The sequence below is a fragment of the Sporosarcina sp. FSL K6-3508 genome (assembly GCF_038615825.1).
In the GTDB taxonomy this organism is placed as follows: Bacteria; Bacillota; Bacilli; order Bacillales_A; family Planococcaceae; genus Sporosarcina; species Sporosarcina newyorkensis.
This window is the reverse complement of the sequence record NZ_CP152016.1, coordinates 1,754,597-1,775,719: the sequence shown is the minus strand read 5'-3', so window position 1 is coordinate 1,775,719 and position 21,123 is coordinate 1,754,597. Positions and strand designations below refer to the sequence as shown.

The following is a 21,123-nucleotide window of genomic DNA, read 5'->3' as shown; positions in this document are numbered from 1 at the left end:
ATTTCCGTCATATTTTCTTCTTTTCTAAAACGTTATGATAAGTTTCGTAGAAGAGGAGGTATGAAGATGAAAAAACCATTGACAATCATCTTATTAAGCTCAGCTATTTTATTGCCTAACCATTCAGCGGAGGCAAGCACGATCAAAACTGTCCACATCAGCCAAACGTACACGTGGAATATACTCCAAGGACAAGATAAGGGGATATTCTCTAATTTCTGGGATAAGTATTGTAGCATCTTGAACAACGAGATTCAGAAGCCAGTAGAGAAGCCACAGCAACCGAATAAACCAGTAGAGAAGCCAGAACAACCGAGCAAACCAGTGGAAAAGCCAGAACAGCCTAGTAAGCCGGTAGAGAAGCCGGAACAACCGAGCAAACCAGTGGAAAAGCCAGAACAACCGAGCGAACCAGTTGAAAAGCCAGAACAGCCTAGTAAACCAGTAGAGAAGCCGGAACAACCGAGCAAACCAGTGGAAACACCACAACAGCCAAGCACACCGGCTGAAAAACCACAGCAGCCTAGCACACCGCCAACAGCTGAAAAGCCTGAACAGCAAAAGCCGACTGCAAATGTGTCTGCTGAAGAACAAGCAGTTCTAGATCTAACAAATGCTGAACGAGCAAAAGCAGGTCTAAAACCATTGCAATTTGACGCAACTCTTCAGAAGTCTGCTAAACAAAAATCAGCAGACATGGCCAAGAACAATTATTTCTCACACACAAGCCCTACATATGGCTCACCATTTGATCAAATGAAGATGAATGGCATCACATACCGTAAGGCAGCTGAGAATATTGCACAGGGTCAACGGAACGCACAAGAAGTCGTAACAGCTTGGATGAACTCAGCAGGTCACAGACAAAATATCTTGACACCAGAGTTCACTCATATTGGAATCGGTTATGATGCGAACGGAAATTACTGGACACAACAATTCATTCAAAAATAAGCGGTAGGACGATGGAGAATATTCCATCGTCCTTTTTGCATATAACAGATGAATTTTATGCATACTGACTTGCATAGAGGTGAGTTTCATGAAGAACCCCGCATCAATGATAGATAAATATTTTTTGGAAGACTTGTTTTATGGATCATCTGATTTAGTTATCCAGGAAGTACAATGGACGATAGGGAAAGGTTTCGTTTGTTATTTCACAACCCTAGTAGATACTGTTGAAACGGCTAAACAAATTGAGTTGATGCGTTCGCGCTCTGAACAAGCGTTGAAAAACTGGGGCACGACAGCTATTTCAACCGTTCAGACCTTCAATCAAGAGCAGTTAATCGAAAGCATTTGTTCAGGCATGACCCTACTGATCTTCCCGGAGATGAACATTCAAATACAATTATCAACCCAACAGTTCACAGCCCGTTCTCCCGATGAACCAATTGGAGAAACAACCGTCCGCGGCTCACACGAAGGTTTTGTAGAGTCTTTGGAGCAAAACCTATACATGATTCGAAAAAGGCTTGCCATCCCTGATTTAGTGATTCGTACGGTCAAGATGGGTAAAGAAAATAATTCTTACGCAACATATATTTATATTGATTCTCTTGCAGATCCGGATGTGGTCCTTGAGGCGGCAAACCGACTTAAGAATATTCCCGGTGAATATGCCCTAGGCTCTGGACAAATGGAAGATTATCTTGAAGACACGGTTTACTCTCCGTTTCCTCAGCTATTGAATACAGAACGACCGGATCGGGTAGTGGAAAATTTATTGGAAGGTAAAATTGCTTTTTTAATCGATCATTCACCTACAGTATTAATTGGACCGGTCACGTTTTTTTCGTTTTTCCAATCCCCCGATGATTATAATGCCCGCCCTATTGTCGGTACGTTTTATAGACTATTGCGTTTAGGCGGCTTGGCAATGGCTGTTTTACTGCCAGCATTCTATATAGCCGTTGTGAGTTATCATTTTGAAATTTTACCGAATGATATTAGTCAAAAAGTAAAGCTTACGGTAAATGATCTCCCATACCGGCCTATTATCGAAGCGTTATTTTTAGAACTCTTCATTGAACTAATTCGGGAGGCCAGTCTCCGATTGCCTACTCCTATTGGTCCGACAATTGGGATTGTGGGCGGACTGGTAATAGGGGATGCAGTTGTAAACGCAGGGCTCGTATCGAATATCATGATTGTTGTGGTAGCCATAACAGCTATTTCGAGTTATGTCATCCCTTCACCAGAAATGAATATGAGTATCCGAATTATTCGTTTCCCGTTTATGATCATGGCCACGTTATTTGGTTTTTTCGGGATGAGTATCATGGCTTTGCTTTTGTATATCCATCTACTTAATCTTTCGTCACTGAAGCAGCCTTATTTTTCTCCATTAATACCATTTGATGCGTCCCGTCTTTGGGTAGTTTTCTTGAGGCTTCCTTTTTTTCGTCATCATCCACAGCAAAAGACATTTTCGTTTTTTCGGAGAGGTAGGAAATGATGATGTTTGAACTATCCAAAACTCAATTCTTCTGTATATTATTTTTTATACAGACAGGCGGCGTCTTTATCTCTTTTCAGCATTACTTGATTCAAGATGCGAAACAAAATAGCTGGTTGGTATTTTTAGTGATTGCCCTCATGCAATACTTGCTGTTTCTTCTCTTTGAAAAGACTTATCACGCGTTGCGCGTACCCACATTCATTCGCTGGGTATTCAAAATCTACTGGTTGCTTGTCATCATCAGCGGACTCAGTTTTATCATCTATTTATTGTCGTTATGGACGTTACCAGACACGCCTATTATTGTGACAACGGCTATCATTCTTATTGTTTCGTATTATGCGAACTACGGAAAGGTAACTGCTGTATTAAACATTTGGACAATCGCCATACCTGTAGTTATTTTTATCGTAATCACCTGGCTATTAGCCGTCCCTCATTTGGATTGGTACAGGATGGCTCCCCAAATGGATTTTAATGTGGTGAAAATGGCAAGAGCGTTTTTAGTCGCGACAGCACCGATGATTGGCTTGGAGTTTTATTTATTTTTACGCCCCTTTGTTAAAGAAGTAAGATCATTGGCGGGCTGGCCGTTATTCTCCTATCAAATGAGTTGGACGTTTTTTTATTTAGCAACCATCCTCGTCAACCAATTATTCTTTGGGATAGAGGAAATCAAGACCATCCCGCAGCCCACTTTATACATGATGAAATCTTTAACATTGTCTTTCATTGAACGGGCGGACTTGTTTTATATGATTGCATGGATCATATGGAGTATTGTCACAGTCATTTTATACATTTTCTTCGTTGTGATGACTTGGCCAGCCGACAATGAGAGCAAACGAAGACGGCAAAATATAGGTATCCACCTATTTTTATTGGCAGTCATTGGTTTTTTTGTTTCAAAGGAAAGAAATGAATGGATTCGGGAAATAGTGAATTATCTACACTTAGCAATAGGTATCGTCTTGCCTATCATTCTCATTCTTCTAAAGAAGGGGCTGAATAAATGGATAAAAGACTCCTCGTCTTAATACTGTCCTCTTTACTGCTCAGCGGTTGCTGGGATGAGCTTTTATTTAAAGATGTGACCATCGTTCCGCTTGCGGGAATGGAAGGAGGCGATGACGATGTTCACATGACATTTGCTTTCCCAGTATTTGATGGTAATCAGATCAAATTTTCAACATCCAAAGGGAAAGGGAATTCCATGAAGGAAGCTCAAATGAACGCCAACTACAGTACGAAGGAAGCGCTAAATTTATCTAAAATGGAAGTTCTTCTTGTCTCTGAAGAGATGGCTCGAGATGATCTATATCAGTATCTAGATAACGTCTATAGAGCGCCCAGAAACCGTCTGCAAAGTTACATGGCTTTGGTAGAGGGCGATATCCAGACATATTTTAATCCTTCTGGTGATTTACAAGGGGAAGTATCCAATTACTATACAGAGCTTTTATTGACCGGAAAGATTTACACATATTTTCCCCCTGCAAACCTGCAGCGTGCAGGTACCTTGTTATTAGAAAACACACAGGACCTTGCATTGCCTTATCTAAGAATAGATGAGGGAGGGCTACCTCAATTGGTAGGTGTGGGATTGTTTTCGGGAAAGGATTTTACAGGTTATGTTTTAGAGAGGAGAGAAGCAATGCTCGCTACGCTCTTAAGTGGGGAGAAAGGAAAATTCACCCGCTTCAGCTATAAACTAGAGAATGATGAAAAAGAAAACGAACTGACATTTGACGTTTTGAAAGTAAAAGATAATTGGGATATTTTGAACGATCGTATAATAATCCGCATGAAACTGAAAGCGACTATGGAAGCATTTCCTGATTATCACCATAATACACAAGCAGTAGAGAAACAACTATCGGAAAAGTTAACGAAAGACTTCAATGATGTGGTCGGCAAAATGCAGGAAGCAAAAAGCGATATGATCGGTCTCGGTCGCAAAGTACAAGCATTTCATCCTGAAATTTGGAATCGCGGAAGATGGCAGGACACTTTTTCAGAGCTGCCGATCACGGTGGAAGCAGAGCTGACATTCCGTGATTTAGGTATTCTAGAATAAAAAGGCCAGCAGAAAATCACTGCTGGCTTTGTCTTTTTTGGATATAGCGTAAGCGAAAAGAAAGAATGACCGCACCGACTGTCAATCCTGTGATAAGTCCGACCCAATAGCCATACGCTCCTAAACTCGTATAACCAGCCAAAACGTACCCTACCGGCAGACCAATCACCCAAAATGAAATGACACCAACCAAAAACGTCATCGTTACGTCTTTGTAACCTCGCAGAGCGCCTTGAATAGGTGCTTGCACTGCATCGGACAGTTGGAAGAACGCTGCATAGACAAAAAAGTGAATGGCGAGTGCAATAATTGCTGGATCCGGCGTATACATAGAAGCGATGGCTTCACGGAACGTCAGTAAGATGAATATGGATAGGAAACTGAACAATACAGCAAATCCAATTCCGAGATACGTAAACTCCCGGGCATCTTTTGGCCGATTGCCGCCAATTGATTGACCAACCAAAATCGTCGTACCCATCGATACGCTTAGCGGCACCATATAAAGTAAAGAAGTAAAATTCAAAGCGATCTGGTGCGCAGAAATCACCTGGGCAGTATAGCCGCTCATGAGTAACGTTACAACTGAGAAAATACTCGTTTCCACGAAAATCGAAAGTCCAATCGGCACACCGACCAATAATATCTCTTTCCACTTCGTAAACGATACAGGTTGCCATTCTTGGAACAGAGCAAATTCTTTAAAGTGCTTAGATGACCAAGCGATTAACGTGGCTATGAAGAATACTAACCAATATGTAATTCCAGAAGCATAGCCCGCACCTGCGCCGCCTAATTCAGGAAAACCAAAATTCCCGAAAATCAATAAGTAGTTTAAGACAATATTAATCGGAGCAGATAATAAAATAATGAACATGGACACTCGAGTTGCACCTAAGGCATCGAAAAAAGAACGCAACACGGTATAGGCCATCAGCGGTACCAAGCCGACACTCATACCGGTCAAGTAATTCGTAGCAACTTCCACAACTTGATCATCGAGCGGCATTTTGGTGATCGCAGGCAAGATTCCCCACTTGATCAATACAAAAATGATTGCCGAAAGAGTGAGGGAAACGTATAATGCTTGCTGGACAGTAGGCCGGATCGCACTTTTATTCTTCGAGCCAATTTGCTGTGCAATAATAGGGGTAAGACCCATCAAGATACCAGATAGCCCTGTGTAGACAGGAATCCAGAAAGAAGAACCGATCGTGACGCCTGCTAAATGATAGGTATCATAGCGTCCGGTCATCAGGATATCGAAGAAAGACATCAAGTAGAGTGCAACTTGAGTAATTAAAATCGGCAGCATGATTTTAATGAATAACGAGCTTTTCTGTTTTAATGTGTTCTCAGCAATAGACATAGTTTTCATTTCCTCTATAATTATTTTTCAATGGCTATTGTATCATGAAAAACAAAGCGAAAATTACATTACATAAGATTTACAAGGAAGGATGGGAAGAATGAAGCGACCGGTAATTGTATTAACAGGTGGCGGTACGGCAGGGCATGTATCCGTCAATCAAGCTTTAATCCCGGTTTTATTGGGTAAAGGATATAGTGTGCACTACATTGGTTCACATGAAGGGATAGAAAGAGAGTTAATCGGAGATGGACATCCTGAAGTGGTCTATCACTCTATACAAAGTGGGAAGTTGCGGCGTTATTTTTCCATGAAAAACTTTACCGATCCATTTCGCGTGGGAGCAGGTACCTTTCAGGCATTGTCTATTATAAGAAAGCTCAAGCCAGAAATCATTTTCTCTAAAGGTGGGTTCGTTTCGGTTCCTGTTGTGATGGCGGCTAAGCTGGCTAATGTGCCCGTTGTAGTCCACGAATCCGATGTCACGCCAGGATTAGCAAATAAACTCGCATTGCCGTTTTCTTCGCAGATTTTCACCGTGTTTGAGCAAACGCTACAATATGTGCCGGCTGGAAAATCTACTTGCACGGGTCCTATTATCCGTCCTGAACTTTTTAACGGCAGCAAAGAAGAAGGTTTGCGCATAGCGGGGTTAAAATCCGACCGTCCAATATTCATCGTCATGGGCGGAAGCCAAGGCTCAGCCGTATTGAATGAAGCGATACGCGGTGAATTGCCTCAACTGTTGAAAAATTATCAGATCATTCATTTATGCGGGAAAGGAAATGCAGTTCATGAGCTAAACGACTTAGCAGGCTACGTTCAATTTGAGTATGTAACAGGGGAATTGCCTCATTTGCTGGCGGCTTCCGATTACGCGATCTCACGCGCCGGCTCCAATGCAATTTTCGAGCTGCTCGCTATCCATAAACCTATGCTACTCGTTCCGCTCGCTGCATCCAAAAGTAGGGGAGATCAACTACTGAATGCATCTTATTTCGAATCGAAAGGATTAGCGCTTAAAGTAGAGGAAGAACAGCTTGCAGATCAGCCGATGGATGAACTCTTCAAAAATCTGGAGCAAGAAAAAACTCGACTGCTGTCGAATATTGAAAAAACGACAGAACCAAAAACCCCTGAGAAAATGGCTGAAATGATTTTGTCTTTTCAGAAATAAAAAACAATAGCAATACACCTTTGTCAAAGACTTTGTCGCGATTTTCATGTTTTTTTCGTGTCCTTTATAGAAAAGTTCACAACTTTGTATTAATCCCTTTCAGTTCTAGGATTTGCGTGCTATTATTGTATGGAAGTATATAAAATAATCACAACAAGCCAATAGGCAAATGTGGAGGTAATATTACATGTCGAACATTGTGGATTCCCATCGTTCCCCGTATTCTGCTTTTTCGGGTCCAAACCTTGGGTATGTAATGGAAATGTATGATCTGTTTAAAACAGATCCAGATGCAGTTGATCCTGAGTTAGCAGAGCTATTCAGGAATTTTGGTGCGCCTCAGATCGATGAGTCCGGCGAAGTAGCAGTTGTAGCGCAAGGTTCACAAACAGATCTGCGCAAAGTACTTGCCGTCTATTCTTTACTAGAAGCCATTCGCTCGTATGGGCATCTTGCAGCAGACATTTATCCATTAAACGATCGACCAAAGGATACATCACGTCTAGAATTGTCATATCACGGATTGACAGACAGCGATCTGGTCGGATTGCCAGCATCTTTGTTCTTGAAAAATGTTCCACCAACAGTGGAAAACGGATTGGATGCAATGAATTACCTGAAATCTTTATATACAGGTTCCATCGCATATGAGTTTTCACACTTAATCGACGAAACTGAGCGTAACTGGATTCAAACTAAAATTGAAAACGGTGACGTGCAGTCAAGCTTGCAAGGCGATGAGAAAAAGGAACTTCTCGAACGCTTGACGAAAATTGAAGGTTTCGAGAAATTTATTCACCGTACATTCGTCGGAGCCAAGCGCTTCTCTATAGAAGGAGTGGACACTCTTGTCGTATTGATCGATGAATTGGTTCGCCGTTCTGAAGAAGCGAAAGTACAAAAAATGTTGATTGGCATGGCTCACCGCGGACGTTTGAACGTGTTGACACATAATCTAAATAAACCATATGAAATGATGTTTGCAGAATTTGCAGGCGTACCGGCATCCCCATTCTTACCAAAAGACGGCTCATTGGAAGTTACGCGCGGTTGGTTTGGCGACGTAAAATACCATATGGGTGCTCTTTACAAAGGTGAATCCGGTCTAAACCGTTTCTTAGCCTATAACCCTTCACATTTAGAAGTTGTGAATCCAGTTATTACAGGACAAACTCGGGCTGCACAGGAGAACACAGATCAGCCAGGGATTCCAAAACAAGATACAAATGCAGCGTATGCGGTACTTGTACACGGTGACGCAGCATTCCCAGGACAAGGTATTGTACCTGAATCATTCAACTACAGTCGTGTACGCGGCTTCAGAACAGGCGGATCTATTCATGTAATCGCCAATAATACTATTGGCTTTACGACTGAATACTATGATTCTCGTTCTACGCATTATGCGTCCGATCCAGCAAAAGGCTTTGAGGTGCCTATATTCCACGTGAATGCAGACCACCCGGAAGAAGTTCTTGCTGTAGCGAAGTTAGCATTTGAATACCGTCAAAAGTTCGGTAAAGACGTCCTAATTGACCTGATCGGTTACCGCCGTTACGGACACAATGAAATGGACGAGCCGCTCGTAACAAACCCAGTGATGTATCATGAGATTCATAAGCATCCAACAGTTCGCCAAATCTACGGACAGCGTCTGGTGGAACAGAAAATCATGACAGACGAAGAAGTGCAGCAGATGGACCGATCCGTCATCGCGTCTATGCAAGAAGCTTACGACCGTGTGAAGGAAGATTCTGCAGACGCTCCAAAAACTTCGAATGCCACTCCAGAAGGGGTACTTGCTGGACTACCGCGTGATCTTGAAACAGGTGTTGCAGAAGATCGTCTTCGTAAAATGAATGAAGATCTATTGACATATCCATCTGAATTCACGGTATTTAGCAAACTGGATAAAATCCTTAAAAGACGTGAAGAACCGTTTAACGGAAAAGGTAAAATCGACTGGGCGCACGCTGAGCAACTCGCATTCGGTTCTATTTTACAGGACGGCAAACCAATCCGTATGTCTGGTCAAGATATCCAGCGCGGTACATTTGCTCAACGTCACCTAGTTCTCCATGATGAAAAAACAGGTGAAGAATTCGTTCCGTTGCATCATATTGGTGGCTCCAACGCTTCGTTCGTGGCATACAACAGCCCATTAACGGAAGCGGGTATCGTCGGTTATGAATTCGGCTACAACTTGGAAGAAGACAAAACGATGTCCATCTGGGAAGCACAATACGGTGACTTCTCGAACATGGCACAAGTTATGTTTGATCAGTTTGTATCTTCCAGCTTCTCCAAGTGGGGTCAGCAATCAGGACTTGTCTTGTTATTGCCGCACGCATTTGAAGGACAAGGACCTGAGCACTCCAGCGCTCGTATCGAACGTTATTTACAACTGTGTGCAGAAAATAACTGGACAGTTGCGAACATCTCAAGTGCAGCTAACTACTTCCACGTATTGCGTCGTCAATCGAAGATTCTTGGAAGTGAAGCAGAGCGTCCGTTAGTTATTGCGACACCTAAGTCGTTATTGCGTCATCCACTAGTTGGGGCAGACGTCAATGACTTAGTGGAAGGACACTTTAAAACAGTGCTTGAACAGCCGGGTACGGGTACGAAGCCTGAAAAAGTCAAGAAAATTTTATTTGCAAGCGGTAAGGTAGCAATCGATCTTGCAGAGAAAATTAAAGATGGCGAAGGATTTGACTACTTGCACGTCATTCGTGTAGAGCAGCTCTACCCATTCCCATCCGACAAAATCAAAGAAATCCTTGCTCGCTTCCCGAAAGTGAAAGACTTGGTATGGGTACAAGAAGAACCTAAAAATATGGGTACTTGGTCGTTTGCATATCCGTACTTGGAAGAGTTGGCAGATGGCAAGGACATTTCATATGTTGGTCGTATTCACCGTTCCAGCCCGTCAGAAGGCGACGGAGCTTCTCATAAAGTTGAACAAAATCGAATTATTGAAGAAGCATTAAAAAAGTGATATAACAAATAAGGAAGCTTTTCAAAAACAGTCAAAAACTACTTATAAAAAAGTAGCTATCCGTGAAAACGGTACACCTACGAGGAGGAATTTATTGTGGCAGAGATCATAGTACCTGAACTAGCAGAATCGATTACAGAAGGCACAATTGCAAAATGGTTGAAACAACCCGGTGAAAACGTAGATAAAGGTGAATTCATCGTTGAATTGGAAACAGACAAAGTGAACGTCGAAGTCATTTCAGAAGAAGCAGGTGTTGTATCTGAACTACTGGCTGCGGAAGGCGACACAGTTGAAGTTGGCCAAGTAATCGCGATTGTAGGCGAAGGTTCAGGTGCACCGGCACAGCAAGCTCCACAAGCAACAGAAGCAGCGGCTCCGGCAGCAGCTCCAGCTCCAAAACAAGAAGCTGCAGTTGAGCAAGCTACTTCTACAGACCGTACAATTGCAAGCCCGGCAGCACGTAAGATGGCACGTGAAAAAGGAATCGATCTAGCAGCGGTTTCACCTGTAGATCCAATGGGTCGCGTACGTGCACAAGACGTATCCGCTCATACAAACGCTCCTAAAGCACAGCCACAAGCTAAACCGGCTGTAACTGAAGCTAAAGATGACGGCCGCATCACACGCGAAAAAATGACTCGCCGGCGTCAAACGATTGCAAAGCGTCTTCTTGAAGTGAAGCAATCGACTGCAATGCTTACTACGTTCAACGAAATTGATATGACAAACGTGATGGCTCTTCGTTCACGCAAGAAAGATCAGTTCTTCGAGCAAAACGATGTGCGCCTTGGCTTCATGTCATTCTTCACGAAAGCAGTCGTTGCGGCATTGAAGAAGTATCCTTATGTCAACGCGGAAATTGATGGCGATGAAATTTTATTGAAAAACTATTTTGATATCGGTATCGCAGTTTCCACTGAAGGCGGATTGGTTGTACCAAACGTTGTGGACGCAGACCGCAAAAACTTCGCTGAAATTGAAGCTTCTATCGGAGAGCTTGCGAAAAAAGCACGCGACAATAAATTGACAATTGCCGATATGACAGGCGGTTCATTCACAATTACGAATGGTGGAGTATTCGGTTCATTACTATCTACTCCAATCCTAAACGGTACACAAGTAGGTATCCTAGGTATGCATACTATCCAAAAACGTCCAGTAGCTGTTGGCGACAACATCGAAATCCGTCCAATGATGTATGTAGCACTTTCTTACGACCACCGTGTAATTGATGGAAAGGATTCAGTTGGATTCTTGAAGATGGTTAAAGAGTTGCTTGAAAACCCTGAAGACCTTCTACTAGGTTCTTGATCGTCTGATTCAAAATAAAGCGACCCGCGTTTCAATTCGTGGGTCGCTTTCCTTTATGAAATATGAGAGGGGAGATGAAACTATGTCTTATCTGAACTGGTTAGAGGCACCTACTTTGAAAACTGTCACGTGCACACACACCGACGCGGAAAAATATGTCGTCAATCATATGTTGACAGCAGGGAATACGTACGAAGTAAAAAATGAAACAGATGAATTTTTATTCATCGTCGACAATTCTGGAAAAGTCGGCGGCTATTACAAAACGTACTTTGCAAACGAACAGATCTAACTGCAAAAATGTCCTTATGAGGTAACAAGTTCGGTTGACATGAAAAAACGCTCAGATTTCTGAGCGTTTTTTCTATACTTTTTTACGAATAGAAGGTATCCATAATGTTTGTTCCACAATCGCGACCATTTGCTTTGAAAAGCTATTTACTATTGCAAATTTAAAAGGTCTGTAATAATTTCTGAGCTATTAGGCGTTAATAAGAAAACGGATAAGATTACAAATAGTCCTCCTGTAACTAGTGGAACAAACGCTTTAATTCCTCCAGCTGTCTTTATTTTAACTAACCCCACAATAAAAACGACAACACCTGTCAGAAGTAAAAGTAAGTACCAGAACCTCATAAAATCACCCATTCCTTTTTAGATTTTGATTAAAGTTGTTCCTATCGAACCCCTTCTCGAAATCGTTGTAATATAAGACGGATTAAATTCATTACGAGTTTCATACTTGCAACACTAAATAGCCAGTTCATTAAACAAATTTCAATTCCTTTTTTAAGGGATGATTGCACTATTCATCAATAGAAAAAAGTAACCATTCTCCGCTATGACTCAAGATTAGAAACCCTTCCTCGAATAATGCATACATTTTACGTTAGAATGGGGGCAGATAGTAAAAGATAGAAGAGCTTGAACTCTCCCGCAACCTTAGCCATCCAGGTGAGTGGTTGTCAATTTAAAATTCCTTTTTATCTCAAGAACCACCCTTTTGCTTCTTACGGCGCAGAGTGGCTTTCTTTTTGTCTAAAGTTGACTATTTCTTCTCTGATAAAGCATTCACCTATTTCCTATTGATTTGTCAAATAACTAATATCCCAGGAAGAAGTAGTGAAGATATAGAATCATTTGTTAAGGATTTAGGAAAAGGAATTAATACACTAGGGATTAACAAAGCTAAATCTTTAGGTCCGTTTATTAATGAAATTGTAAAAGAGTTTAGCAAAATAAACGATATGTTTTCAACGGTTGCTTATCCGGACATTTCAGTAGAACCTATTGCAGTTTACAAAGAAATGAAATTATAATTTTGAATATTATTTTTGTGGTTTTAACATTGGACTTACTCAGGTAACGGGCGCAATTGCGGAAGAAAAATTTCAAACAGACCCCCTTAGTTGATTGGAGTGGAAGGCGGCGACTCCGGCAGGATTAGCGGGACAGGTGAAACACCTAGGTGAGCGAAGCGAGCAGTGTGGTTCAACGCCCGCCCTGCGGAACGCGTCCGCCTGCAACGGAATTCAACGGCTGCCAGGCTGTAACCCGTTAGTCAGGTTAAATTCATAGTTCAATTAAAAGGCACGATTATCGGACAAACAACTCCCAACATCTGTAAACTATTGAAATGCAAAAACGCTCAGAATCAAATCTGAGCGTTTTTATTTGCTATGTGTTTTGTCGTTTTACTAGTGAACTGCATACTAATTAGAATAATACTTATAGTACTAGTTCCTTTCAACCGAACTTCGCACTTTACGAAGGACGGTTTTTTGATTCTTCATATACAGAAAGCAAACGAGTTTTAAGATCTTCTTCCATACGCGCGATCTCGTGTTCCGCGGCTTTACGTTTCGCTCGGCCATCAGCTTGGATGACAAGTGTTTCTTCAATTGTTTGAATCAAGTTCTCTTGTGTCTTTTTCAGCGTGTCGATTTCAATTATGCCTTTTTCATTCTCTTTGGCCGTTTCAATACTGTTCGTTTTCAGCATCTCCGAATTACGCAGTAACAGATCATTCGTAGTCTTTGTTACAAGCTTTTGAGATTCTACAGCTTTTTGCTGACGATTCAACGTCAATGCGATTGCAATTTGGTTTTTCCATAATGGAATCGCCGTCATAATAGATGCTTGGATCTTTTCTGCCAACGTCTGGTTGGTTTGCTGAATCATCCGGATTTGCGGAGCACTTTGAATCGTAATTTGTCGTGACAGTTGCAGGTCGTAGAGACGTTTCTCCAGGCGATCGACAAACTGTGCCATATCATTGACTTCTTGAACCATCATTTGATCATCCGCAAGCTCTGCTTTTCTGTGCAATTCAGGAATAATCGTATTGTTGATTTCCTCGACTTTCAGTTCTGCGGCCGCAATGTAGACGTTAAGTGCTTGGAAATAAGTCTTGTTCTGCTCATATAGATTATCAAGCATGCGCACATCTTCCATTAAACCGCGTTTTGAATGTTCCAATTGCACCCCGATTTTATCAATCTGGGTACCTAATTTTTGATATCTCGTCATCATTTCCTGAACAGAGCGTGTTGCTTTACCAAATAGGCGGCTTAAGCCAGATTTCTTTTTCTCCGATAAGTCATCCGGGTCAATTTCGGATAGTTTATTCATCAGTTCATTGAGCACATCGCCAACAGGTCCTATATCTTTACTTTGTACATGATCCAGCATTTTATGGGAAAAGCGGGACAGTTCGTTTTGAGCATTGGCACCATACGTAATAATTGCTTCGTAATTGCCTACGGGAATTTGCGAAGCCAACTGTTTCGCTTTGTCTTGTTCTTCTTTTGATAGGCGGTCTACGAGCTTAGTAGACGCGCCGCTTTCCGCAAGGGTAGTCTCCATTTCTTGCGGTAATAGGCTGGCATCCATGTCGAATGGATTGCCGAGTAAATCATCAATTGTGGTTTCCTCTTGTGCATTTTTATCTGTCATTAGAATGTTCTCCTTTCGATTCGAGCAACGGTTTATCTTTATTGATTGTAACATCAACAAAATCAATTTCCATTTGTAGTTGCTCTAAATCTGTCGCAACTGCATTTCGTAAATCTCTTTCCATCTCTTGACTTAAATCAGATAACGTCTCCCGTGTATGCTGAAGAGCTACTTTGATTTCTCTATCTTTTAGCGGTTGATTAACTAATAGTCCATACTTAGAAGTCAATTCTACTGCAGAATCTAGATGTGCGTAGAAAAACGTCTCCACCTGATAAAATTTACGTGGATTCGTTTGAACAATTTTAATGATCCTTCTAGCCATCGAAGACATATCATATACTTGTCTAAACGCTTGGATAGAACGCACTTGTCCATACATATTGGCCAAACGTTTCAATTTTTGCTTGGATTGGGTGAGTTGGTGTTCGATATGCTTATATTCAGTACGCGTCATTCCAAGTTGTTTCAGGTTGGAACGTAATTGTACTTCTTTGATGGCCACATTTCCACCTGCATACAACGCGATACCAATCGCAGAACTCACAAAGAAATTCAGACTCGTAGCTCCGATCAGAGTGAACCAAGTCAGGAAACTAGCAGGAGCCATAATTGCGTGTCGCGTAAAAAAGTTTTTTATTTTATTCATAATTTGTCAGGCCACCTTCCATTCTATATACATTACTTACGGATTAACAACGAAAAAGTTTCATTCGGCCCAATGGGGATGTTGACCATAATCCATCCTATCCTAATTATAGCTGAAATCGGATAAAAACTCATATATTTCGTCGCGCCAATCTTTTTACTTTGCTATAGGGAATAGATTTGCTAGAATAAGTGTCATTCATGCATAGAGCGGATAAAGGGGTGCATACTAATGTATGAAGTGGTCTATATGAAAGCTGATTTTGAACCATGGTGGATGTTTGAAGAGTGGAGAGACTTTACAATCTCTGCGAAAACATTTCCAAATAAAATTGAAATGCAAGAATATGTGAGTGCTATGGTTATCGATATGAAAACGCGTTACGAGCACTATGAGACACGCAAAGGCTGTTTTCATGCATTTTGGTCGCCATCTGAAAAGCATTATTGCGACGGCTGTGAAGGCGATTTGCAAATTTATCATGGACTTATTGTATTGGTGAATGATCAGCCAGATATATCGTAAAAAGATTCTGTAAGTTCGGTATGCTTTTTATTGACAATCCATCCAATTATGATATACTTGCTCTAAGTAAATTAATCGAACGATCGTATGCTAATTGATTCACCTATTACAAAAGGGATCGGCGACGTCGGCACCTTTTGTAATATGTGAATTTTTTTATGCGAAAGTTCATGTATTAACAAGTACTTATACATTTTTGGAGGTTATCGAATGAAACAAGGTACAGTAAAGTGGTTCAATTCTGAAAAAGGCTTCGGTTTTATCGAAGTTGATGGAGAAGACGATATTTTCGTACACTTCTCAGCAATCCAAGGCGACGGATTCAAGTCACTTGACGAAGGTCAACAAGTTGAATTTGAAGTTGTCGAAGGAAACCGTGGTTTACAAGCAGCTAACGTTGTGAAATTATAATCCACTTGCAGAAAGGCGCCTATAGAGGCGCCTTTTTATGTGGGATAAATCATTCAGGTTGTGTTACTGTTTCCAGCAGAGAAGTTACTACAAAATCTTCTTCTGATGTCATGATCGACTCTCGTTTTACTTCGCCGAATCCTTTCACTAAATAGATGCGATTGATAATGTCTTTATCCTCTTTTTCGATGACGATCGCATCCTCAAATTGCTGATAAGGTGTTTCTACAGAAGCATCCATTTTTACAATAGTCCAATCATCAAACGTTGTGCCTTTTTCGATCGGTCCCTTTAAATAGACGCGGATCGGCTTCAATGCCTCCAACTCTTCTTTAGAAGGAACGCCGGCATTCAATTCGACCGGCTCTTCCTGAAGAACCTGGATTTCATCTCCTTGAAGCTTGTATACTTTCTGAATGAAAGACCCACCGTTATTTTCATGGATTACAATATAATCCTCAATAGGGGAATTCACTGTGATATCCAATTCAGCAAACTCATTTCCTTCACCTTTATAATGGGCACTTGATCCATCAGGAAGAAAGTAGTCGAGTAATTGCACTTCTGTTTTTTCTGCATCCTGATGATCTGTTTGGCTCTCATTTGTTTGTTCATCCTTAGTCGGCTTATCATTTGTGCTGCCACTGCCATCCAATGATGTAGCGGGCTTAGAAGAACAACCGGCCATTACAAGCAGAAGCGCAAATACAAGAACGATTGAATTGCGTTTCATGTAAAAAACCTCCTTTATTCTGTGGTATACCCTCAATGAAACCAAGTATTCATGAAAATTAAAAAGCCCGCTTTCTCAAAGAGAAAGCGGTCATGAAACAATTATGCTTTTTGACCTTTCCATTCCAAATACTCATCATACGACATCATTTTATCGAAAATTGTTCCATCTTCATTGATTTCGATAATACGGTTGGCGATTGTCTGAATGAACTGGTGGTCATGAGATGTGAAGACCATTGCGCCTTTAAACGCAATTAAACCATTGTTCAATGCTTGGATCGACTCCAAGTCCAAGTGGTTGGTCGGCTCATCAAGTAAAAGAACGTTAGCACTTGTCAGCATCATTTTAGAGAGCATGCAACGTACTTTTTCTCCACCTGATAATACACTTGGTTTTTTCTTTACTTCTTCACCCGAGAAGAGCATACGGCCCAGGAATCCACGCAGGAAAGTTTCCGTTTCATCTTCTGGAGAATATTGACGCAGCCATTCGACCAATGTCTGCTCAGATCCTTCAAAGTATTTCGTGTTATCAATAGGGAAGTACGCACGTGTCGTTGTAACACCCCATTTAATCGATCCTGTATCCGGCTCAGTTTCTTCTGCAAGCAAATCGAGCAATGCAGATTTAGCAAGCGGATTACCTAGTAAAACGACTTTATCTTCTTTGCCAAGTGTGAACGTAGCATCTTTCAAGAAGGTTTTACCATCTACTGTTTTCGTAACGTCTTTGATCGATAATACATCATTCCCGATTTCGCGGCCCATTGTGAAGTTCACAAAAGGGTAACGGCGGGACGACGGTTTGATATCGTCTAATTCGATTTTGTCGAGTGTCTTTTTACGGGAAGTTGCTTGTTTGGACTTCGAAGCATTCGCACTGAAACGCGCAATGAACGCTTGGAGTTCTTTAACTTTTTCTTCTTTTTTCTTATTCTGCTCTTGAGAAAGCTTTAACGCAAGTTGGCTGGATTCGTACCAGAAATCATAGTTCCCAGCGTAGATTTGAATTTTACTGAAATCAAGATCCGCAATATGCGTACAGACTTTATTCAGGAAATGACGGTCGTGGGAAACGACAACGACAGTATTTTCAAAGTTGATCAAGAATTCTTCCAGCCATTGGATAGCTTTCAAGTCCAAGTGGTTGGTCGGCTCATCGAGAAGCAATACATCCGGCTTGCCGAATAAAGCTTGGGCTAGCAATACTTTAACTTTATCCGATCCAGTTAATTCGGACATTTTAACATGGTGCATACTTTCAGAGAGTCCCAGTCCTTGAAGAAGAACAGAAGCTTCTGATTCGGCTTCCCATCCATTCATTTCAGCGAATTCGCCTTCTAATTCAGCTGCACGCATACCATCTTCATCTGAGAAATCTTCTTTCATATAGATGGCATCTTTTTCTTTCATAACCTCATATAGACGCTTATGTCCCATGATAACCGTTTCCATTACTTCAAATTCTTCATATTCGAAGTGGTTTTGCTTCAATACAGCTAAGCGCTCGTCTTTACCTAGGATGACATTACCTGTTTGAGGTTCAAGTTCACCTGAAACGATTTTGATAAAAGTTGATTTTCCCGCACCATTCGCTCCAATTAATCCATAACAATTGCCTGGATTGAATTGTATATTGACGTCTTCGAATAGCTTGCGGTCGCCGAAGCGAAGACTCACATTACTGACTGCTAACATAATTAAATCCTCCTAAATTCACAATGCTCCTATTATACATGAAAAAACGATGGAATGGAATGTTTGGGCTGGAACTGTTTGCATTTTGGGTTTACGATAAGAGAAGCAGGAGTTTGCTGACACAGCAAATCATCAAGCCTTATTATTTGTATTTCCACTTTTATTTTCGGCTATGCTTATACTGACATTGTAAAATCGCGAATCAATTTGAAACGCATAATCCAGACGCAACCCACCGGAGGCAAAAACGTCATTATCTATATTCAGCAGGAGACTCCCACCTCTACAGGTGGTGAGATGAATGGGGTCTTATTTCCTGTTCGATGGGTGTTTAAACGCCCGCTGAACAAAGATAAAGCCTCCGGCGGATGTCACAGATTTTGAGAGATGAAGTTAACCAATGATCGCCGCGTCCTGCGGCATAGGTTAACTGACCTGCATCACGTAGGCCTAAGCACAATTCAAAATCTGGACGCAATTACGCCGAGGCGTAATTGATTAAAGGACTACAGGGTTATTGGAGGAATGAAGGTTAAATGGAAGAACACTTGGAAGAACAACTGCCGCGTCGCAGAAAAAAGAAACGCAAGCTTCGGGTCGGCAGGGTTTTTATTACCCTTTTATTGCTTGGCACGATCACAGTTGCAGCGTATTGTTATTTTCAATACAAGCAAGGTAAAGCGATGACTGCGGGAAATGAGATTGACCCTGGAGACTTTCAAGGCGATTTACTAGATCCCCAAGACCCCACAACGGAAAATTATTTGTTGCTTGGAATTGATAATGATGGTTCTGGTAAATACCGTACGGATACGATGATGGTACTTTCTTGGGATCAAACACACGGAAACGCCAAGTTGATTTCATTCATGAGAGATATTTATGCTCAGATACCGGGTTATCAATCCTATAAATTAAATACGGCATACTACTTAGGCGGTGTACAAACCGCAAAAGAAACCATCTCAGGAATGTTTAATATTCCAATTCATCATTACGCGGTCGTCGATTTCGAAAACTTTGAATCAATTATGGATATTATGTTTCCAAAGGGCTTGGAGATGGATGTAAAAAAGGAAATGTCTGAAAAAATAGGCGTTACGTTAACTCCGGGGGTACAGAAGCTTAACGGCAAAGAATTATTAGGTTATGCCCGCTATCGCGCGGACAACGAAGGAGATTTCGGCCGAGTAAACAGGCAACAGGAAGTTATTTCAGCTGTTAAGAATGAATTATTTAGTTTATCTACTATTTTGCAGGCACCTAAAGTAGCAGGCGCACTTGATAACTATATCCAAACCGATCTCACTTCGAAAGAAGAATTGACCAAAGTCTTGACCGTTTTGGCGAAAAGAAAATTGGATCTCGAAACATTGAGGATACCAGTAGAGGATAGTTATTCGTTCACCTCTTACCGGCATGCAGGTTCTGTTATAGAAATCGATCTAGATAAAAATAGGGAAGCGATTCATTCTTTTTTAGCCGCACAATAAAGGGTCGTACAGAAGGGGGAAGAGGATCTTGAGACAGCCACCAAAAAAGAATTCTTTACGGGATTTTTGGTCTATTCGTTCAGCGTCACCGATCGTTGGATTTCTTGGTGGTCAATCTACATTGTTTGTGCTGCTTTGTTTATTGCTTATTGGATTGATCATTTTGATATTCACTCAAGTTTCATTTATTTTTTATCCGATCCGTGTGTTTTTCTCAACAGTTGTCCTGCCTATGGTGCTGGCAACCATTTTGTATTATTTAATGAGACCCATTCTGCGTTTTTTGGAAGTACGACTGAAGATACCACGGGTTTATGGGATATTGATCTTATTCCTAGCTGCAGCCGGATTGCTCACATTAGTCATTTTCCTCGTGCTGCCATTTCTGCGTGAGCAGACGATCAACTTATTCGATGAATTTCCTTCGTATTTCAAACAGCTGATTTTGGATATGGACTTATTTTTTAGAACTTCCATATTCGCTCCTGTTTATGAAGGATTTAATTTCAATGTCAACAGCTTTTTGGATTCAGGATTTGAGAGCATCGGAAAATTCTTCACCGAAACAATTGGAGGGATCGCTTCCGGTGTCACGTCCTTTATTTCCGCATTGACTGGTATTATTTTAAGTTTGTTTACGGTTCCATTAATATTGTTCTACTTGCTAAAAGAGGGCGAGAAGCTGCCACAGATGATTTTGCGTATGTTGCCGCCTCGTTTACGTGACGACGCATCAACTATTTTCAGAGATGCGGACAAACAGATCAGCGCCTATATTCAAGGACAGATTTTAGTGGCAATTGCGATCGGTATTATGGTTTCAATTGGATTCCTAATCATTAAAATGAAATATGCACTTTTGCTCGGTGTTCTGGCAATGTTTACAAGCATTGTGCCTTATTTAGGACCTGTCATCGCCATTACGCCTGCGGTTATTATCGCCATTGTGACGTCACCTTTCATGTTGGTCAAGCTGGCGATTGTCTGGACCATTGTACAAGTCGTGGAAGGTAAATTTATTTCGCCGCAAATCATGGGCAAATCCCTACATATCCACCCGATTACAATTATTTTTGTCTTGTTGACCGCCGGATCGTTATTTGGCGTAGCCGGTGTCATTCTTGGAATCCCTTCGTATGCATTGCTGAAGGTAGTAGCGACACATGCCTTTCATTTATTCACACTGCGCTATAATCGCTTCGAAACCGAGGAAGAGATGTATTATGATACTTTGGAAAACTATGAGGACATAGAATAA

18 protein-coding genes are annotated in these 21,123 nt (G+C 41.3%); 13 read left to right on the top strand and 5 right to left on the bottom strand.

Annotation, left to right across the window (positions count from 1 at the left end):
• The first annotated feature begins 66 nt into the window (after nt 1–66).
• The 4 genes from MKX97_RS08615 (at nt 67) to MKX97_RS08600 (ending at nt 4,541) form a co-directional block, all read left to right on the top strand.
• Nucleotides 67–954 carry a CAP domain-containing protein gene (locus MKX97_RS08615; RefSeq protein WP_050804620.1) on the top strand — a complete coding sequence of 296 codons (888 nt, stop codon included), beginning with the start codon at nt 67–69 and terminating at the stop codon, nt 952–954.
• 88 nt (nt 955–1,042) lie between these two features.
• Nucleotides 1,043–2,461, top strand: a complete 1,419-nt coding sequence (locus MKX97_RS08610) for a spore germination protein (protein WP_009496625.1) — start codon at nt 1,043–1,045, stop codon at nt 2,459–2,461.
• Complete coding sequence (locus tag MKX97_RS08605; RefSeq protein ID WP_342537440.1) at nt 2,458–3,501, top strand: GerAB/ArcD/ProY family transporter; 1,044 nt, start codon at nt 2,458–2,460, stop codon at nt 3,499–3,501. Before MKX97_RS08610 ends, MKX97_RS08605 begins: the two co-directional genes overlap by 4 nt.
• Nucleotides 3,477–4,541 carry a Ger(x)C family spore germination protein gene (locus MKX97_RS08600; RefSeq protein ID WP_342537439.1) on the top strand — a complete coding sequence of 355 codons (1,065 nt, stop codon included), beginning with the start codon at nt 3,477–3,479 and terminating at the stop codon, nt 4,539–4,541. The genes MKX97_RS08605 and MKX97_RS08600 overlap by 25 nt, the downstream gene beginning before the upstream one ends.
• Nucleotides 4,542–4,557: 16 nt before the next feature.
• Here the strand turns inward: MKX97_RS08600 and MKX97_RS08595 are convergent, their stop codons facing one another.
• Nucleotides 4,558–5,910, bottom strand: coding sequence for an MATE family efflux transporter (locus MKX97_RS08595; RefSeq protein WP_139365926.1), 1,353 nt, complete (start codon nt 5,908–5,910; stop codon nt 4,558–4,560).
• A gap of 100 nt (nt 5,911–6,010) precedes the next feature.
• On the opposite strand from MKX97_RS08595, the gene MKX97_RS08590 reads away from it, so the two are divergent.
• From MKX97_RS08590 to MKX97_RS08570, 5 genes are all read left to right on the top strand, one after another.
• Entirely contained in the window at nt 6,011–7,087 is a 1,077-nt protein-coding gene (locus MKX97_RS08590; protein ID WP_078816641.1) for an undecaprenyldiphospho-muramoylpentapeptide beta-N-acetylglucosaminyltransferase, read from the top strand.
• 187 nt (nt 7,088–7,274) lie between these two features.
• Nucleotides 7,275–10,085 carry a 2-oxoglutarate dehydrogenase E1 component gene (locus MKX97_RS08585; protein ID WP_009496630.1) on the top strand — a complete coding sequence of 937 codons (2,811 nt, stop codon included), beginning with the start codon at nt 7,275–7,277 and terminating at the stop codon, nt 10,083–10,085.
• 96 nt (nt 10,086–10,181) lie between these two features.
• Nucleotides 10,182–11,399 (top strand): 2-oxoglutarate dehydrogenase complex dihydrolipoyllysine-residue succinyltransferase, encoded by a 1,218-nt coding sequence (gene odhB, locus MKX97_RS08580; protein ID WP_221837998.1) that lies wholly within the window; start codon nt 10,182–10,184, stop codon nt 11,397–11,399.
• A gap of 82 nt (nt 11,400–11,481) precedes the next feature.
• Nucleotides 11,482–11,691, top strand: coding sequence for a DUF6501 family protein (locus MKX97_RS08575; RefSeq protein ID WP_078816639.1), 210 nt, complete (start codon nt 11,482–11,484; stop codon nt 11,689–11,691).
• A gap of 742 nt (nt 11,692–12,433) precedes the next feature.
• Nucleotides 12,434–12,718 carry a hypothetical protein gene (locus MKX97_RS08570; RefSeq protein WP_078816637.1) on the top strand — a complete coding sequence of 95 codons (285 nt, stop codon included), beginning with the start codon at nt 12,434–12,436 and terminating at the stop codon, nt 12,716–12,718.
• Between the two features lie 445 nt (nt 12,719–13,163).
• Here MKX97_RS08570 and MKX97_RS08565 read toward each other — a convergent pair whose 3' ends face one another.
• Together MKX97_RS08565 and MKX97_RS08560 are read right to left on the bottom strand one after the other, a co-directional pair.
• Entirely contained in the window at nt 13,164–14,354 is a 1,191-nt protein-coding gene (locus tag MKX97_RS08565) for a toxic anion resistance protein (RefSeq protein WP_078816636.1), read from the bottom strand.
• Nucleotides 14,344–15,003, bottom strand: coding sequence for a 5-bromo-4-chloroindolyl phosphate hydrolysis family protein (locus tag MKX97_RS08560; RefSeq protein ID WP_009496634.1), 660 nt, complete (start codon nt 15,001–15,003; stop codon nt 14,344–14,346). Before MKX97_RS08560 ends, MKX97_RS08565 begins: the two co-directional genes overlap by 11 nt.
• Before the next feature lie 231 nt (nt 15,004–15,234).
• On the opposite strand from MKX97_RS08560, the gene MKX97_RS08555 reads away from it, so the two are divergent.
• The gene (locus MKX97_RS08555) at nt 15,235–15,528 is read left to right on the top strand and encodes a DUF1033 family protein (RefSeq protein ID WP_009496636.1); all 294 of its coding nucleotides are present in this window, start codon (nt 15,235–15,237) and stop codon (nt 15,526–15,528) included.
• Between the two features lie 210 nt (nt 15,529–15,738).
• Nucleotides 15,739–15,939 carry a cold-shock protein gene (locus MKX97_RS08550; protein ID WP_009496637.1) on the top strand — a complete coding sequence of 67 codons (201 nt, stop codon included), beginning with the start codon at nt 15,739–15,741 and terminating at the stop codon, nt 15,937–15,939.
• A gap of 49 nt (nt 15,940–15,988) precedes the next feature.
• Here the strand turns inward: MKX97_RS08550 and MKX97_RS08545 are convergent, their stop codons facing one another.
• Together MKX97_RS08545 and MKX97_RS08540 are read right to left on the bottom strand one after the other, a co-directional pair.
• Nucleotides 15,989–16,672 carry a hypothetical protein gene (locus tag MKX97_RS08545; RefSeq protein ID WP_342537438.1) on the bottom strand — a complete coding sequence of 228 codons (684 nt, stop codon included), beginning with the start codon at nt 16,670–16,672 and terminating at the stop codon, nt 15,989–15,991.
• Between the two features lie 101 nt (nt 16,673–16,773).
• On the bottom strand, nt 16,774–18,372 hold the full coding sequence (locus MKX97_RS08540; protein ID WP_078816634.1) for an ATP-binding cassette domain-containing protein: 1,599 nt from the start codon (nt 18,370–18,372) through the stop codon (nt 16,774–16,776).
• Nucleotides 18,373–18,908: 536 nt separating this feature from the next.
• On the opposite strand from MKX97_RS08540, the gene MKX97_RS08535 reads away from it, so the two are divergent.
• Together MKX97_RS08535 and MKX97_RS08530 are read left to right on the top strand one after the other, a co-directional pair.
• Nucleotides 18,909–19,865: an LCP family protein gene (locus MKX97_RS08535; RefSeq protein WP_009496641.1), complete on the top strand. Its 957-nt coding sequence runs from the start codon at nt 18,909–18,911 to the stop codon at nt 19,863–19,865.
• A 28-nt stretch (nt 19,866–19,893) separates the two neighbouring features.
• Nucleotides 19,894–21,123 carry an AI-2E family transporter gene (locus MKX97_RS08530; RefSeq protein ID WP_009496642.1) on the top strand — a complete coding sequence of 410 codons (1,230 nt, stop codon included), beginning with the start codon at nt 19,894–19,896 and terminating at the stop codon, nt 21,121–21,123.